General features: G+C 47.5%; 14 protein-coding genes. 13 read left to right on the top strand and 1 reads right to left on the bottom strand.

Annotated elements, in window-relative coordinates:
• The first annotated feature begins 9 nt into the window (after positions 1-9).
• The 9 genes from pheT to uvrC all read left to right on the top strand — a co-directional run bounded on the left by pheT (position 10) and on the right by uvrC (position 11,196).
• Positions 10-2,433, top strand: a complete 2,424-nt coding sequence (gene pheT / locus Q9M42_RS11025; RefSeq protein WP_322526525.1) for a phenylalanine--tRNA ligase subunit beta — start codon at positions 10-12, stop codon at positions 2,431-2,433.
• 117 nt (positions 2,434-2,550) lie between these two features.
• Positions 2,551-2,802: a cell division protein ZapA gene (zapA, locus tag Q9M42_RS11020; protein ID WP_022793126.1), complete on the top strand. Its 252-nt coding sequence runs from the start codon at positions 2,551-2,553 to the stop codon at positions 2,800-2,802.
• Between the two features lie 5 nt (positions 2,803-2,807).
• Positions 2,808-3,380 carry a CvpA family protein gene (locus tag Q9M42_RS11015; protein WP_322526524.1) on the top strand — a complete coding sequence of 191 codons (573 nt, stop codon included), beginning with the start codon at positions 2,808-2,810 and terminating at the stop codon, positions 3,378-3,380.
• Positions 3,381-3,517: 137 nt separating this feature from the next.
• Positions 3,518-5,233 carry a DNA polymerase/3'-5' exonuclease PolX gene (polX, locus tag Q9M42_RS11010; RefSeq protein WP_322526523.1) on the top strand — a complete coding sequence of 572 codons (1,716 nt, stop codon included), beginning with the start codon at positions 3,518-3,520 and terminating at the stop codon, positions 5,231-5,233.
• Positions 5,234-5,256: 23 nt separating this feature from the next.
• Positions 5,257-7,614 carry an endonuclease MutS2 gene (locus Q9M42_RS11005; protein ID WP_322526522.1) on the top strand — a complete coding sequence of 786 codons (2,358 nt, stop codon included), beginning with the start codon at positions 5,257-5,259 and terminating at the stop codon, positions 7,612-7,614.
• Positions 7,615-7,640: 26 nt separating this feature from the next.
• On the top strand, positions 7,641-8,039 hold the full coding sequence (locus Q9M42_RS11000) for a DUF350 domain-containing protein (RefSeq protein WP_322526574.1): 399 nt from the start codon (positions 7,641-7,643) through the stop codon (positions 8,037-8,039).
• 251 nt (positions 8,040-8,290) lie between these two features.
• Complete coding sequence (locus tag Q9M42_RS10995; protein WP_322526521.1) at positions 8,291-8,881, top strand: TetR/AcrR family transcriptional regulator; 591 nt, start codon at positions 8,291-8,293, stop codon at positions 8,879-8,881.
• A gap of 110 nt (positions 8,882-8,991) precedes the next feature.
• Entirely contained in the window at positions 8,992-9,306 is a 315-nt protein-coding gene (trxA, locus tag Q9M42_RS10990) for a thioredoxin (RefSeq protein ID WP_022793132.1), read from the top strand.
• Between the two features lie 102 nt (positions 9,307-9,408).
• Positions 9,409-11,196 (top strand): excinuclease ABC subunit UvrC, encoded by a 1,788-nt coding sequence (uvrC, locus tag Q9M42_RS10985; RefSeq protein ID WP_322526520.1) that lies wholly within the window; start codon positions 9,409-9,411, stop codon positions 11,194-11,196.
• Positions 11,197-11,250: 54 nt separating this feature from the next.
• On the opposite strand, the gene Q9M42_RS10980 is transcribed toward uvrC, so the two are convergent.
• Complete coding sequence (locus Q9M42_RS10980; RefSeq protein WP_322526519.1) at positions 11,251-11,637, bottom strand: DUF2507 domain-containing protein; 387 nt, start codon at positions 11,635-11,637, stop codon at positions 11,251-11,253.
• A 106-nt stretch (positions 11,638-11,743) separates the two neighbouring features.
• On the opposite strand from Q9M42_RS10980, the gene Q9M42_RS10975 reads away from it, so the two are divergent.
• From Q9M42_RS10975 to sdhB, 4 genes are all read left to right on the top strand, one after another.
• Complete coding sequence (locus Q9M42_RS10975; RefSeq protein WP_322526518.1) at positions 11,744-13,093, top strand: TrkH family potassium uptake protein; 1,350 nt, start codon at positions 11,744-11,746, stop codon at positions 13,091-13,093.
• 386 nt (positions 13,094-13,479) lie between these two features.
• Positions 13,480-14,091, top strand: coding sequence for a succinate dehydrogenase cytochrome b558 subunit (locus Q9M42_RS10970; RefSeq protein WP_322526517.1), 612 nt, complete (start codon positions 13,480-13,482; stop codon positions 14,089-14,091).
• A 39-nt stretch (positions 14,092-14,130) separates the two neighbouring features.
• Positions 14,131-15,909 (top strand): succinate dehydrogenase flavoprotein subunit, encoded by a 1,779-nt coding sequence (gene sdhA / locus Q9M42_RS10965; protein ID WP_322526516.1) that lies wholly within the window; start codon positions 14,131-14,133, stop codon positions 15,907-15,909.
• The gene (gene sdhB, locus Q9M42_RS10960) at positions 15,909-16,706 is read left to right on the top strand and encodes a succinate dehydrogenase iron-sulfur subunit (RefSeq protein ID WP_322526515.1); all 798 of its coding nucleotides are present in this window, start codon (positions 15,909-15,911) and stop codon (positions 16,704-16,706) included. The genes sdhA and sdhB overlap by 1 nt, the downstream gene beginning before the upstream one ends.
• Positions 16,707-16,888: the final 182 nt, after the last annotated feature.

Below are 16,888 nucleotides of genomic sequence, written 5' to 3'. Positions count from 1 at the left end.
AATGCAGACATGTTGATTTCATATAAATGGCTGAAAGATTATGTGGATATTGAGGATATTACTCCTGAAGAAATTGCCGATCGCCTGACTACAGGAGGCGTAGAGGTGGATGCTCTGTACCGGCGTGCCGAACCGATTGAGGGATGCGTGGTCGGGTATGTTACCGAAGCCGAAAAGCATCCGGACGCGGATAACTTAAATATCTGCCAGGTGGATCAGGGAGCAGAGACTGTGCAGATTATTTGCGGTGCTGATAACGTGGCAGCCGGACAAAAGGTCGTAGTGGCAAAGCCGGGCACCGTGCTGCCCGGGGGTATGGAAATTAAAGCAGCGGAAATCCGCGGCGAGCAGTCCAACGGCATGATTTGTTCTCTCCAGGAGCTCGGAGTGGAAGCCAAGCTGGTTCCTAAGCATGTGGCTGAAGGCATTTTCGTTTTTGATGAAAATCCGGAGACGGGATCGGATGCGGTAAAAGCTCTTGGCTGGGACGACACGGTGATGGATCTCGACATTACTCCGAACCGTGCCGATTGCCTGAACATTCTCGGGGTCGCCTACGAAGTGGCGGCTCAGCTTGACCGGACCGTCCGGCTCCCTGTGACTTCAGTAAAAGAAAGTGAAAAGCCTGCATCAGCAGCGGTCAATGTGAAAATCGAAAACGGCGAAGACACTCCCTATTACGGAGCGAGAGTCGCGGAAAACATTCAGGTGAAGCCTTCTCCATATTGGATGCAGAACCGCTTGATGGCTGCCGGCATCCGGCCGATCAGCAACATCGTGGACATTACCAACTATGTGCTGCTTGAATACGGGCAGCCGCTGCACGCGTTTGATTTTGAGGCCTTCGGCTCCGACGAAGTGCTCGTGCGGAGAGCATTCGAAGACGAAGAAATACAGACGCTCGACGGTAATAAGCATCATCTTTCGACGGAGCATTTGGTCGTAACCAATGGTACAAAGCCGACAGCCCTCGCAGGAGTGATGGGTGGAGAGCACTCTGAGGTCAGTGACCAGACAACAAATATTCTGCTTGAAGCGGCCCTGTTTCATCCGTCCCTGATCCGCCAGGCGTCCAAAGATACGCGGATACGAAGCGATGCAAGTGTTCGTTACGAGCGGGGGCTCGACACAGAGAGAGTGGAGCAGGCAGCAGACCGGGCGGCTTACTTATTCGCTGAATATGCGGGGGCCTCTGTTCTTCAAGGCATCGAGCAGGAGGACCACCGGGAGCCGGGCGGCCGCTGGGTACGGGTGAGTGACCGCCGTATCAATCAACTGCTTGGAATGGAGCTCAGCGGTTCAGAAATGGTCCGTATTCTCGAACGTCTCGGCTTTCAGACCGCCGACAAGGAAACGAGCAGTATTGAAGTATATATTCCAAGCCGCCGGCCGGATATTCGCATTGAAGAGGATGTGGCTGAAGAAATCGCACGGATGCACGGCTATCAGGACATTCCTAGTACACTGCCTAAAGGTGCTACCACGGCCGGAAGCCTGACTGCCGAACAGAAAAGAAAGCGGACAGTACGCCGCTTTTTGGAAAGTGCCGGGCTGAGCGAAGCTGTCACCTATTCTCTGACGACTGCCAGCTCAGCATCCCGTTTCACGCTGTACCCGGAAAAGTATACGATGGAAGTATCCATGCCGATGAGCGAGGACCGCAGAGTGCTGCGGCAGAGCCTGATTCCTCAGCTTCTTGAAGGAGTCAGCTATAATCGCAACCGTCAGACGAAAGACATTGCCCTGTTTGAAATGGGCTCGGTGTTTCTTTCCGAAGAAGAGAATGCTGCCGTCCAGCCGGAAGAACGTGTTATGCTTGCTGCAGTAGTAAGCGGCAGATGGGAAAGCCACCTATGGCAGGGAGAAACAAAAGATGCAGATTTTTACGTGATGAAAGGAATTGCTGAGGGCATTCTTGAAGAATTGCACGTAGAAAGCCGTGCTTCATTCACTTTGGCAGAGCGCAGCGATATGCATCCTGGTCGTACCGCAGATATACAGCTGGACGGGACACCGGTGGGGTATGTCGGCCAAATCCATCCAACGACGGCCGGTGACTGGGATATAGCCGAAACGTATGCCCTTCAGGTCGATTTAACCTCCCTGCTTCAGGCGGTGGAAACGCCGGTTCGTTATCAAACGCTGCCGCGCTTCCCTTCCACTACCCGTGATATTGCGATTGTTGTGGATGAAAATGTGCCTGCAGCTGAAGTGAAAGAAGTCATTGAGTCCGCAGGTGGAAGCAAGCTGTACAGTACCTCACTGTTTGACGTTTATCAGGGCGAGAACCTGTCACCGGGCAAAAAATCCCTGGCATTCACCCTGGTGTATCTGGATCCGGAAAGAACGCTTACCGATGAAGAGGTCAGCTCCGCACACGACCAGGTGCTTCGCATGCTTGAAGAAAAAACCGGGGCAGAGCTCAGGCAGTAAACAGCTGCCGGGCATCTCCCGGTTTAAAAAAGGGCCTATACAGGGAAAGATATTCAGAGCCTTTTTATTCTGTTACTATTAAAGAAAAGGCACATTCAAGAACAGGGGGCGGAAGACGTGGCTGATGATCAAAGTAAAAAACGCACTACGGTTACAATATACGGCCAGCAGTACACGATTGTCGGTGATGAACAACCCTCGCATATTAATCAGGTCGCCAATTATTTAGATAAGAGAATGAAAGAGTATAAAGCATACAATCCTTATTTGGATACGACACGCCTGGCGGTATTGACGGCTTTGAACGTAGTGGATGACTATATAAAACTCAAAGAAGAAGTAAACAAGGACAAAGATTCTGAAGGATAATGGCTATGGAAATAGTAATAAACGTTCTGCTTGTTGTGATTTTAATCGGAAGCTTTTTTACAGGGCTTCAAAGAGGCTTTGTTCTTCAATTGCTTCGCCTGGTCAGTCTGGTGGCAGCGTTTATTGTTGCGTTTTTATTCTACGAAGAAGTCGCGCAGTTTTTAGAACAATGGATCCCCTACCCATTCGGCCAGCAGGCGGAAGGGACGTTCCTGGCTGCTTTTGATACCCGCAGCTTGTTTTATTATTCGATCGCCTTTCTTCTTTTGTTTATCGGTACCCGCATCATCGCCGGCTTTTTAACCGGAGCAGCAGGCGGCATTGCCAGGCTGCCGGTGCTCAGAACGATTAATTACTGGCTCGGTGGTGTGCTTGGGGTGCTCGAAACGTACGTAATTTTATTCGTTGTGCTGGCTGCAGCTATGCTGATGCCGTTTCCGGCTCTTGAGCCGGTAGTAAACAATTCGGCAGTCGCCAGCTTTATATTACATGAAACCCCGTGGCTTTCCGGATGGTACGAGCAAATCATGCCGGCAGACCCGGGGAACATGGACGGCCCAATAGAGAATGAAGGCTGACTTCCCTGCTTTTCACAGGGGAGTCTGTTTTTATGTCTTCAGCCCGGCGGCGTGAGCTTAGACAGAATTATTAACTCCCGTTATACTCAAAAAAGAATGCCTAACATGATTAAAGCTGACATGTGGAGGAGAATAGCATGAATAAAAAAGATCTGATCGGCCATTTGGAAACAATCGCTGTATATATGGAAATCAAGGGAGAAAACCCGTTTAAAATTTCTGCCTATCGTAAAGCGGCTCAGGCGCTTGAATATGATGAGCGTTCACTAAATGAAATTGAAGATGCTGGAAGCTTAAAGGGAATCGGTAAAGGAACAGCGGCTTTGATAAAGGAATGGCGGGACAATAACGGAGAAACAGAACTGATGCAGACGCTGACAGAAGAAGTGCCGGAGGGATTAATTCCGCTGCTGAAGCTACCCGGACTCGGAGGGAAAAAAGTGTCGAAGCTCTATCAGGAGCTGGACATAACGGACCGGCACTCGCTTGAACAGGCGTGTTTAACCCATGAAGTACAGAATCTCGAAGGCTTCGGGGCGAAAACCGAACAGAAAATACTCGAGGCGCTAGCAGAAGAAGGCAAGCGTCCGGAGCGCCTGCCAATTGCCTATATGCTGGAAATGGCCGAAAAGCTTGAAGCGTCTCTCGAAAAAGTGAAAGGTGTACAAAGGTATGCGCGGGCAGGCAGTCTACGCCGGGTGGAAGAGTCGGTGAAGGACCTGGATTATATTATGAGTGTGGCAGACGCCGAAAATGTCCGCAAACAGCTGGTGGAGATGCCTGAAGTAACTAAGGTTATTAACGATGGTACAAGCAAGGTCAGCATTGAAATTAAAGGGGAATATAACGTTCAAGTAGATATTCGTCTAGTGGAGGAAGAAGATTTTGCGAGTACCCTGCATCATTTCACCGGCTCTAAAGACCATAATGTACAAATGCGTCAGCTGGCAAAGGAACGAAATGAAAAATTAAGTGAATACGGCATTGAAGATCAAAATGGAAACAAAACCACGTTTCAGAATGAAGCCGAATTTTACGACCACTTTGGACTGCACTTTATTCCTCCCGAAGCACGCCTGGGCAGAGATGAAACGGATAAATTCCGGAAGCCGTATTCATATATAGAAAAGAAAAACATCCGCGGTGATCTTCATATGCACACCACGTGGAGCGATGGCTCTCTTTCAATCCGCGAAATGGTGGAGGAAGTGAAGAAGCACGGCTATGAATGGATGGCTCTTACAGACCATTCCAAATACCTCCGCATTGCCCATGGGCTGGATGAAGAAAGAATCCGTAGGCAGATAGAAGAAATACGAAACGTCAGGGAAGAAGAAAAAGATATTCAAATATTTGCCGGTATTGAAATGGACATCCGGCCAGACGGAAAGCTTGATATTGAAGATGAAGTTCTCGAAGAGCTCGACGTCGTAATTGCTTCTATCCATTCCTCCTTCTCCCAGACGAAAGAAGAAATTATGAAACGGCTGGAGCAGGCGCTTGATCATCCCGAAGTAAATATTATTGCCCATCCGACGGGAAGACTTTTAGGACGCCGGGACGGATACAAAGTAGATGTAGACCGGCTGATGAAGCGGGCGGGCGAAACAAACACTGCTCTGGAGCTGAATGCCAATCCCAACCGCCTTGATCTTTCGGCCGACTGGCTGAGAAAAGCTGCAGAGTATAATGTTCGTATTGCAATCAACACGGACGCCCATAATCCCGGTATGCTTGATCACATGGATGTAGGCATATCCATCGCCAAAAAAGCGCTTCTGCAGCCGGAACAGGTCATAAACACGATGACGGCGGAGCAGCTAAAAAAATGGCTGAAGCGTAAGAAACAATAGAACAACCAAAGAGGTGAGCATTGTTGAATGATAGAACACTCCGCGTGCTGGAATACGAAAAAATGAAAGAGCAGCTGCAGGCTCATGCCGGCTCTACACTTGCCAAAGAACGGATTGAACGGCTGCAGCCCTACCGGGATCTCGGGGAAGCGAAGGAAGCACAGAACTTTACTGCGGAAGCGGCCAAAGTAATACGGCTTCGGGGGCAGGCACCTCTCGGCGGCATACGTCAGATTCATGCCCACGTGCGCAGGGCCCAAATCGGCGGTATGCTGAACGCCGGCGAACTCACAGAGGTTTCGGACACGCTGTATGCCAGCCGCCGGATACGGTCGTTTATTCTGGATATGACAGAAGAGACGGTTGATCTCCCGCTGCTTGAGGGGCTGGTGCGGCAGATAGTGGCGCTTCCGGAGATTGAAAAGCAGATCCGGGATTGTATAGATGAAAACGGGGCGGTGCTCGACAGTGCAAGCTCCGCCCTGCGCGGACTACGGCAGCAGATGAGAAGCCTCGAGTCATCGGTGCGTTCAAAGCTTGAACAGTACACCAGATCGCCGGACCAGCAAAAACGCCTGTCCGATTCCATCGTCACGATACGTAATGACCGGTACGTACTCCCGGTAAAACAGGAATACCGTTCATCTTTTGGCGGTATTGTCCACGACCAGTCTTCAACAGGGGCTACTCTTTTCATTGAGCCGCAGGCGGTCGTTTCGATGAATAATGAACTAAGAGAGGCAAGACTGAAAGAACAACGGGAAATTGAGCGTATTCTTCAGGAGCTGTCTTCATATATTGCTGAAGACGGGGAAGAGATTCTGGTGAATATGAATACGCTGACCGAGCTCGATTTCACATTTGCCAAAGCCTACTATGCAAGAGACCAGAAAGCAGTGCAGCCGGAGTTGAACAACGAAGGAAGATTCCGGTTCATGGAGGCACGGCATCCGCTCATTGACCCGGAAGAAATGGTGCCGCTTGACCTGGAGCTTGGGGAAGAGTTTGGAACCCTCGTCATTACCGGGCCCAACACGGGAGGTAAAACCGTAACCCTTAAAACAGCCGGTCTGCTGACGCTCATGGCCCAGTCAGGGCTGTTTGTCCTCGCAGAAGAAGAAGCTGAAGCCGCTGTATTTTCGAAAGTATTTGCCGATATTGGAGATGAACAGTCGATTGAACAGAGCTTAAGTACGTTTTCTTCCCACATGACAAATATTGTAGATATTGTCAAGCAGGTGGACAATGAATCGTTTGTGCTTTTTGATGAGATAGGCGCCGGCACCGATCCGGAGGAAGGATCGGCTCTTGCCGTCAGCATTCTGGACTATGTTCAGGAAGCCGGGGGCAGATTGATTGCTACAACGCACTACAGTGAGCTGAAAGGGTATGCGTACAACCGTGACGGGGTAATGAATGCAAGCGTCGAATTTGACGTGGAAACATTGAGGCCAACCTATCGGCTGCTCGTAGGTGTACCGGGTCGAAGCAACGCGTTTGCTATTTCAAGGCAGATCGGCCTGCCGGATTCTATTATTTCCAATGCGGAAAAAGAAATGAGCACAGACACAAAGCAGGTCGAAACGATGATTGCTTCTTTGGATGAACAAAGAAAAGAAACAGAGTCGGCATGGCAGGAGGCAGATGACCTCCGGCAGGAAGCGTCCAGACTCTGGCAGGAATTGAACGCTGCCTGGAATGAAGTGCTGCAAAAACGGGATCAAATTATTGCAAATGCGGAAGGTAAAGCAAAAAGCGAAGTTGATAAGGCGAAAGCCCAGGCGGAGGAAATTATTGCCGAACTGAAGGAAATGCAGAAGGAAGGCGCGGAAATTAAAGAACACCGCCTAATCGAAGCCCGCAGACAGATGGAACAGGCAGCTCCTGCGATGACTAAAAAGCAGAAGCAGGTGAAACAAAAAGCCCAGCAAGAACGTACCTTTGAAGTAGGAGATGAAGTAAAGGTGCTTCGCTTCGGGCAGCGCGGACACATTGTGGAAAAGGTAAATGATAAGGAATTTCAGGTACAGCTTGGCATTATGAAAATGACAGCAAAGCCCGAAGAAATGGAAAAGCTTAAATCAGAGCCCGCAAAAGAGCCTAAACGGCAGGTCGCTACGACTTCGACAGCCGCCCCGGCGAAGCCCGAGTTGGATTTACGCGGTGAAAGATACGAAGACGCCGTCCAGCGCCTCGAAAAATACCTCGATGAAGTAGTGCTCGCCGGCTACCGGGAGGTCCATATTATTCACGGAAAAGGCACCGGTGCTCTTCGCAAGGGCGTGAAAGAATATTTGAAAAACCATCCTAGCGTCAAATCAACCAGGGATGGCGGGATGAATGAAGGCGGCATCGGTAACACGGTGGCAGAACTTAAGTAAGCGGAGGGGTGCACGTGGATGCGTGGATGGATAATGCTTTTATAAATACAGCTGGGAACTTCAGCGTTGCTGTGCTCTCCCTGGTGATTTTTCTGTGGATATTTGAAATTATCACTCCTTACCGTAACTGGGAAGAAATCAAGAAAGGAAATATCGCTGTCGCTCTGGCGACGGGCGGGAAACTGTTTGGGGTTTCTAACATCCTTCATTATTCCATCATGCATAACGACGGTATCCTGTTTATGCTTCTATGGGGTTTTTATGGTTTTGTATTATTAATTTTAAGCTATTTAATATTTGAGTTTCTTACTCCTATGTTTAAAGTGGATGAGGAAATCAGCAAAGATAACCGTGCAGTGGGAATCATTTCCTTTATTATTTCGGTGGGGGTTTCTTTTGTAATAGGTGCCGGAATTATCATTTAAATAGAAAAAAATGTAACTTAAAAGCCACAAATAGTTAATTAATTAGGACTATGTATGTGCATTATGGTTGACATCCCTTTACGGATTATGTACATTTATAACTAACTAAAATACTGTGCTAGTATTACCCAAACGCAATGAAGCGCCTTACTCTGTTACGGGAGTGAGGCGTTTTTAAAGGCATTATATCGGTTGGGTGAAGCAGAAACCGGCATGATGAATGGTTTTGTTTGAAAGGGTGGCGGATATGTATGGAGAAAAATCCAAACAGGAAACATGCACAGATTATCGAGGCGGGAATCAAAGTAATCGCTGAACATGGTTATCATCAGGCGAAGGTGTCGGATATTGCTAAAGAGGCAAAGGTGGCAGACGGCACGATTTATTTGTATTTTAACAATAAAGAGCACATACTAATTTCCATTTTCGAGGAAAAAATGCAGGAGTTCATGCAGAAGCTTGAAATAATCATGAAAAAAGATATTTCTGTTAAAGAGCAGTTGTTTGAAATGGCCCAGCTGCAGCTTGAATTCATGGAAGGCCGTCCGGAGCTCGCTACGCTTGCCCATTTTGAACTTTTGCAGACAAAGGGTGAGATTCATGACAACATGCAGCGCATACTGTCCCCATTTTTTCAGGCGGTTATCGATATTATAAAGAGAGGAAAAGAGGAACAGATTTTTTCTCCCTCTCTTTCCATTGAAATCGGAAGAATCTGTTTTGTCGGTATACTCAATGAAGCGATTACGACATGGGTAATGGAAAAAGGAAGCTATTCACTGGCAGCCCAGGGGCCGGCTCTTGCGGAAATAGTTTATCAGGCACTGCAGACGGAAATATAATCAAATAGAGCCTTTGAAAATTTTAAGCTAAACGTTAGCCAGTAAAGCACGGGAATGCTATAATAACGAAGAATAATTGCAAGGATAGAGATATAAAGGAGGAACCATTCATGGCTATTGTCAATGTATCGGACCAAAACTTTGCAGGTGAAACGTCTGATGGTGTAGTACTTGCGGACTTTTGGGCACCGTGGTGCGGACCTTGTAAAATGATCGCTCCGGTGCTCGAAGAAATCGACACCGAAATGGGCGAGCAGATTAAAATTGCTAAATTAGATGTTGATGAAAACCAGGAAACAGCCGGAAAATACGGCGTAATGAGTATTCCAACACTAATGATTTTTAAAGACGGCGAAGTCGTCGAGCAGGTTGTCGGCTTCCAGCCTAAGGAACAACTGGTGGAGCTTTTGAACAAACATTTGTAAAACACGAAACTGCTGGTCTCTGGGCCGGCAGTTTTTTGTTTCTCCTTCTTTAAAAAAGGAAAGGAACACCATAGATATTACACGCCAAGAGGAGTTGGACACATGACTCAATTAAAAGAAAAGCTGGCGATTCTGCCGGATCAGCCCGGCTGCTATTTAATGAAAAATAAACACGGTACCGTTATATATGTAGGTAAGGCAAAGGTGTTGAAAAATCGGGTGAGATCCTATTTTACAGGTTCGCACGACGGGAAGACCCAGCGGCTCGTAATGGAAATTACCGATTTTGAATATATTATGACCTCTTCCAACCTGGAAGCATTAATCCTTGAAATGAATTTGATTAAAAAGTACGAACCAAAATACAACGTGCTTCTTAAAGACGATAAATCCTACCCATATATTAAAATCACCAACGAAGAGCATCCCCGGCTGATCATTACGAGAAAAATTAAAAAGGATGGCGGAAAATACTTTGGTCCGTACCCAAACGCCGGGGCGGCAAATGAAACGAAAAAGCTGCTTGATCAATTATATCCACTGCGTAAATGCCGGACGATGCCCGACCGGGTCTGTTTGTATTATCACATCGGCCAATGTCTGGCCCCGTGTGAATTTACGGTGACGAGGGAGCAGTACGACGATATGATTCAGCAGATTGCTCGGTTTTTAAACAACGGCCACCATGAAATCCGGGCGGAGCTTCAAACGAAAATGGAAACCGCTTCTGAACAGTTGGAATTTGAACGAGCCAAAGAGCTGAGGGATCAAATACAGCATATTGATTCCGTGATGGAAAAGCAGAAAATGTCTGTAAAGGATCAGGTGAACCGCGATGTGTTTGCCTACAGCTATGACAAAGGCTGGATGTGCGTGCAGGTATTTTTTGTAAGACAGGGAAAGTTGATTGAAAGGGACGTTTCTCTTTTTCCAATGTATCAGGAGCCGGAGGAGGATTTTCTTACCTTCTTAGGCCAGTTCTACATGCAGGAGCAGCATATAAAGCCGTCGGAAATATTCATTCCGGGCTCGGTGGATGCCTCTATGGCTGAACAGTTCGTAAACGTTCGGGTCCAGCAGCCAAAGCGCGGTCAGAAAAGGGAGCTGCTTGATCTGGCAGAAAAAAATGCCCGGCAGGCGCTCAGCGATCGCTTTGCATTGATTGAACGGGACGAAGAACGGACGATAAAAGCGGTGGAGCAGCTTGGTGAAGCGATGGGCATTGATACTCCTTACCGCATGGAGGCTTTTGATAACTCGAACATCCAGGGCACAGATCCTGTAGCGGCAATGGTTACTTTTGTGGACGGCAAGCCCTGGAAAAAAGGATACAGAAAGTATAAGGTGCGGGATGTAAAGGGACCGGATGACTATGCGTCCATGCGTGAGGTTGTGCGCAGAAGATACATCCGCCTCTTAAAAGACGAAGCAGCGCTGCCGGATCTGATTCTTATTGATGGCGGGAAAGGCCAGTTGAGTGCAGCCGTCAGCGTTATCGAGGATGAGCTTGGTTTAAATATTCCGGTAGCGGGACTTGCCAAAGACGATAAGCACCGCACCTCGGAGCTTATAATGGGAGAAGAGGCTGTCAGAGTGCCCCTTGAGCGGCACAGCTCCGCCTTTTATCTGCTGCAGCGTGTACAGGATGAAGTGCACCGTTTTGCAATTACCTTTCACCGCCAGACGCGCGGAAAAACGATGTTTTCTTCTCTTCTGGACGATATCAACGGGATCGGACAAAAGCGCAAGCAGATGCTTCTAAAGCATTTTGGTTCCGTGAAAAAAATGAAGGAGGCATCCTTTGAGGACTTTAAACAGCTTTCACTCCCGGATGATGTTATTAAGGAGCTGATGAAAAAGCTGGAGGAGGAGTCAACACTTTCGAAGTAAAAAACGTTCGCTGGGGCACCTCAGCGAACGTTTTGCTATGCGGTCTGATTTAGATTACTCCCATTTTATATGCATAGTCGTGGATTTTTTCTTCTCTTCTATGTAAGTTTCTGCGTATGTATCCTTCATTTTTGACCACTGTTCTGCCAAAAATCCGCCTTCTAAAGCTTTCGTGAACGAATCTTCTTTTTCGTAAACAGACAGTTCAGCAATGACGTCTTTTTTTCTTTCTTTTTTCCATACAATCTCTCCCCAGCCGGCATCACGGAAAAAATCAGCGACCTCTCCAGGGGTGCTGCATGGATAGCGGCGGGCGAGCTGTTTGCCGGCCCAGTATAGTATCGCATGCTCGTCAGAGCCTAAAATATCAGGAAGAACATTTTTCCGAAGTAATTCGTATCCGAAGGCAGCCGGTTTGTTTGTTTCTTCTTCCATTTCCATCACCACTTTCTTCCTCTAATATTATACATGCTGGAGTTGGAAATCTCTATAGATTCCCAAAATCATACATGATATACTAATGCACGATTATGACGGAGGGACCGATATGAAAAATATTTTTGCAGAAAAAATGACACCATTTCGCATGATCATCGGTGCCTACGTTTTTTCAATGCTATTGTTCAGCTTGCTGCTCTGGCTCCCGATTTCGCATCAGCCGGGGCATGAATTAACATATATAGAAGCTTTGTTTACCTCAGTATCCGCCGTGAGCGTAACAGGTCTGACAGTCATCCAGGTATCTGACACCCTGAGCGCTGTCGGGATTACGTTTTTAGCACTGGCGATGCAGGTAGGCGGCATTGGAATTATGTCTCTGGGCACATTTGTGTGGATGGTTTTTGGAAGAAAAATTAATTTATCCCAGCGGCTGCTGATTATGGTGGACCAAAATCAGTATAAGTTTTCGGGAATGGTCAAACTGATGAGAAACATATTGCTTCTTGCTTTAGGAATTGAAGCAATGGGTATGCTGATACTCGGTACATACTTTCTTCGTTATTTTGATTCGACATGGGAAGCTTATTACCAGGGCGGCTTTGCCGCACTGAGTGCTTTTACCAATGCCGGCTTTGATGTAACGGGACAGTCGCTGATCCCATTTGCTGAGGACTACTATGTCCTGTTTGTTGTCATGACTCTGATTTTTGCCGGAGCAATTGGTTTTCCGGTTCTGATGGAGGTAAGGGAATATTTGACAAACAGGGAACGTTTTAATTTCAGCTTGTTTACGAAGGTGACGACTACGACGTATTTTCTCGTCTTTGTGCTCGGGGCCGTCAGCATATGGGCGCTTGAATTCGGCTTTTATTATGACGGTATGGCCTGGCATCAGCAGTTTTTCTTTTCGATGTTTAACTCAGCGACGACAAGGAGTGCCGGGTTATCGGTAATGGATGTCTCGTCGTTTTCTCTCCCGACTCTTTTGCTGATGTCCGGCCTGATGGTTATTGGGGCGAGTCCTTCAAGTGTCGGAGGAGGTATCCGGACGACGACACTTGCTGTAATGTTTTTAACAATTCGGAGCTTTGCGCTTGGACGCTCGGATGTAAAAGTGTTTAACCGCCAGATTGACCCGGAGGATAAACAGCGGACATTTATTGTTATATCCTTTTTCATTGTAGGCTTATTGGCTGCGATTACTCTAATCAGTGCATTTGAACGTGGCAATGCGGAAGTGGAATTAATTGATATTATTTTTGAAACAAGCTCGGCCTTCGGAACCTGCGGGCTTTCGACCGGGCTGACGGATGATTTTTCCACACCAAGCCATGTCCTGCTCATGTGCCTGATGTTCATCGGACGGGTGGGAATACTGGTATTTTTATTCTCAGTGAAAAAGAAAGAAACGAAATCACATTATAGATATCCAACAGAACGCATAATTATTGGTTAGCCGGAGAGAGAATTCTCCGGCTTTCTTAATTGCCGGGAAAGTGAATAGTATAAAGTATGAATAATATGCATTTAAGATGCTGTATACGTTTTCTTGACGGGTAATTTTAGGGGGAGTACAATTAACGTAACGTTTCGTACAATTCCTTGAATAATTCTTTTCCATTTTGTGACTAATTGGTTGTATCGTGCATGCATATGCATTTTGCAAAAAGGAAAAAAGGCAGGAGACACGGCTGGTACATAAGTACATATAAAACAGGAGGCTTTAATTCTGTTTATTGTGCGGGCGGTGGAAAGTTCAGCAGGGGGGTAATGGAGCAGGAAAAGAGAGCAAGGCAGAAAAACAGGATGGAGAGAATTTTATGCTAACGGAGGAGGATGAATATGGCTTTAAATAAGGAATTTGCCGCCCGGAGGCTGCACTCGCTTCTTGGTATTATTCCAATTGGACTATTTTTGATGCAGCATTTTGTAGTAAACCATTTCGCTACCAGGAGTGCTGAAGCATTCAACGGAGCGGCTCACTTTATGGAAAATTTACCGTTTCGTATCTTTTTAGAGATGTTTCTCATTTATATTCCTATACTGTTTCACGGAATTTATGGACTTTTTATCGTATTTCAGGGCAAGGCGAATGCGAAGCGCTTTGGCTACTTTCGTAACTGGATGTACATTTTCCAGCGTATCACCGGGGTATTCCTGTTAGTTTTTATTACCTGGCACGTCTGGGACACATGGGTGCAGGCACAGTTTTTCGGTGCTGATGTAAACTACCAGATGATGGCTGATATCGTAGCGAACCCGTGGATGCTCGCATTTTACATTGTAGGTATACTGGCTGCTACATTCCACTTTTCAAACGGTTTATGGTCCTTTCTGGTTACTTGGGGTATTACGGTTACACCGAAAGCCCAGCTGGCTGCAACATACTTCACCTTGGCCGTTTTCGTAGCGATGTCTGTGATTGGCCTTCGTGCTATTTTCGCATTCGTATAAGATCGGTGTTTAAATAAACTAAAGGAGTGAAACATCCGCATGAGTAATGGAAAAGTTATTGTCGTAGGCGGCGGACTGGCAGGACTGATGGCAACAATCAAGGCCGCTGAAGCAGGTTCTCAAGTGGACTTGTTTTCAATTGTACCGGTAAAACGTTCTCACTCTGTCTGTGCTCAGGGCGGCATGAACGGTGCCGTCAATACAAAAGGGGAAGGGGATTCCCCGTGGGAGCACTTTGACGATACTGTATACGGGGGCGACTTTCTTGCAAACCAGCCTCCGGTGAAAGCTATGACCGAAGCAGCTCCGGGGATCATTCACCTGATGGACCGTATGGGCGTTATGTTCAACCGGACCCCTGAAGGACTGCTCGACTTCCGCCGTTTTGGCGGGACCCAGTTCCACCGTACAGCTTACGCCGGAGCAACGACCGGCCAGCAGCTGTTGTATGCGCTCGATGAGCAGGTTCGCCGCTATGAAGTGGAAGGGCTTGTAAACAAATATGAGGGATGGGAATTTCTTTCGGCCATTCTGGATGAGGAGCAGACCTGTAAAGGGATTGCCGCCCAAAACCTGCGTTCGATGGAAATTGAAACGTTCCGGGCTGACGCGATCATTATGGCTACTGGCGGCCCCGGCATTATTTTCGGTAAATCCACGAATTCCATGATCAACACCGGCTTTGCCGCCTCATCGCTTTATCTGCAGGGCGTCAATTATGCCAACGGTGAATTTATCCAGATTCACCCGACAGCAATACCTGGCGATGACAAACTCCGTCTGATGAGTGAATCTGCGCGCGGGGAAGGCGGACGTATCTGGACATACAAAGACGGTAAGCCATGGTACTTCCTGGAGGAAAAATATCCGGCCTACGGTAACCTGGTTCCGCGCGACATTGCAACACGTGAAATCTTTGATGTCTGTGTTAACCAAAAACTTGGTATTAACGGAGAAAACATGGTTTATCTGGATCTTTCCCATAAAGATCCGCATGAACTCGACGTGAAGCTTGGCGGGATTATGGAGATCTATGAAAAATTCATGGGCGACGATCCGCGGAAAGTGCCAATGAAAATCTTCCCTGCTGTACACTATTCGATGGGCGGCATGTGGGTTGACTATAACCAAATGACAAACATTCCGGGTATTTTCGCTGCCGGTGAGTGTGACTATTCCCAGCATGGCGGTAACCGTCTCGGGGCTAACTCCCTGCTTTCCGCTATTTACGGCGGCATGGTCGCCGGTCCGAACGCGGTGGAGTATGCCAATGGCCTGGAAAAATCAGCGGAAGATCTTTCTTCTTCACTTTTCGAAACAAAGAAACAGGAAGAACAGCAGGAGTTCGACAAAATTATGAATATGGATGGCACCGAGAATGCTTACGCACTTCATAACGAACTCGGTGAATGGATGACAAACAACATGACCGTGGTGCGTCACAACGACAAACTGCTTGAAACGGACGACAAACTCCAGGAGCTTCTTGAACGCTGGGAGAACATTAACATGCATGACAGCTCCAAATGGAATAACCATGCAGCAATGTTCACCCGTCAGCTTAAAGGAATGATCCACCTGGCCCGCGTGATGACTCTGGGAGCTTATCACCGTAATGAAAGCCGCGGTGCTCATTATAAGCCTGAGTTTCCGGAGCGTAATGACGAAGACTTTCTGAAAACAACGAAGGCGCAGTACAATCCGGAGACCAATCATCCGGAATTTGAGTATGAAGATGTTGACACTTCACTGATCAAGCCGAGAAAACGGGATTATTCCCAGGCAAAAGCATCTTCTGAGAAGGGAGCAAGTAACTAATGAGTGATGCACAAGCGCAAGAAACGCGTAACGCAGAAGAAACCGACACAAAAAAAGTGAAGTTTATTATTACCCGGCAGGATGACCCGGACAGTCCCTCCTATGATCAGGAATTTGAAGTTCCTTACCGAGAAAACATGAACGTCATTTCTGCTCTAATGGAAATCCGCAGAAACCCTGTCGACAGCCAGGGTAACCAGGCCAACCCTGTCATCTGGGATATGAACTGTCTCGAGGAAGTATGCGGCGCATGTTCGATGATTGTAAACGGTACAGCCCGCCAGTCCTGTACGGCCCTGATTGATCAGCTTGAACAGCCGATCCGTCTGGAGCCGATGAAGACCTTCCCGGTAATGAGAGACCTTCAGGTGGACAGAAGCCGGATGTTTGATTCCCTGAAAAAGGTTAAAGCATGGATTCCAATTGACGGTACGTATGACCTTGGTCCCGGACCGAGAATGGCCGAGAATAAACGCCAGTGGTCGTATGAGCTCTCCAAATGTATGACGTGCGGAGTGTGCCTCGAGGCCTGCCCGAACGTAAACGATGACTCTTCATTTATCGGTCCTGCGGCTATTTCCCAGGTTCGCCTGTTCAACTCCCACCCGACCGGGGAAATGAACAAATCCGAGCGTCTCGAAGCCTTGATGGGCGAGGGCGGTATCAGCGGGTGCAGTAACGCCCAGAACTGTGTGGAAGTTTGTCCGAAGGGTATCCCTTTAACGACTTCCATTGCAGCAATGAACCGCGAAACAAATATTCAGTCGTTTAAAAACTTTTTTGGCGGCGGGAACTAATCGATAAAAAGGCAGCCTCCGGGCTGTCTTTTTGTTTATGGTTTATGAAAATAACGTTCCTGGCGATTCGGAAAAAACTGGCATCTTTTCAAAGGCGGCGGCCACTGCGTCTATTCTTGTTTCCCTTAAATCAGAGTGATACAATGTAGAAGTATTTACATATTGAAACCGCTGATAATAGC

The organism is Marinococcus luteus, from assembly GCF_034497705.1.
Lineage (GTDB): Bacteria > Bacillota > Bacilli > Bacillales > Marinococcaceae > Marinococcus > Marinococcus luteus_A.
The sequence above is the reverse complement of the archived record's forward strand: the minus strand, read 5'-3'. Positions and strand labels throughout refer to the sequence as shown.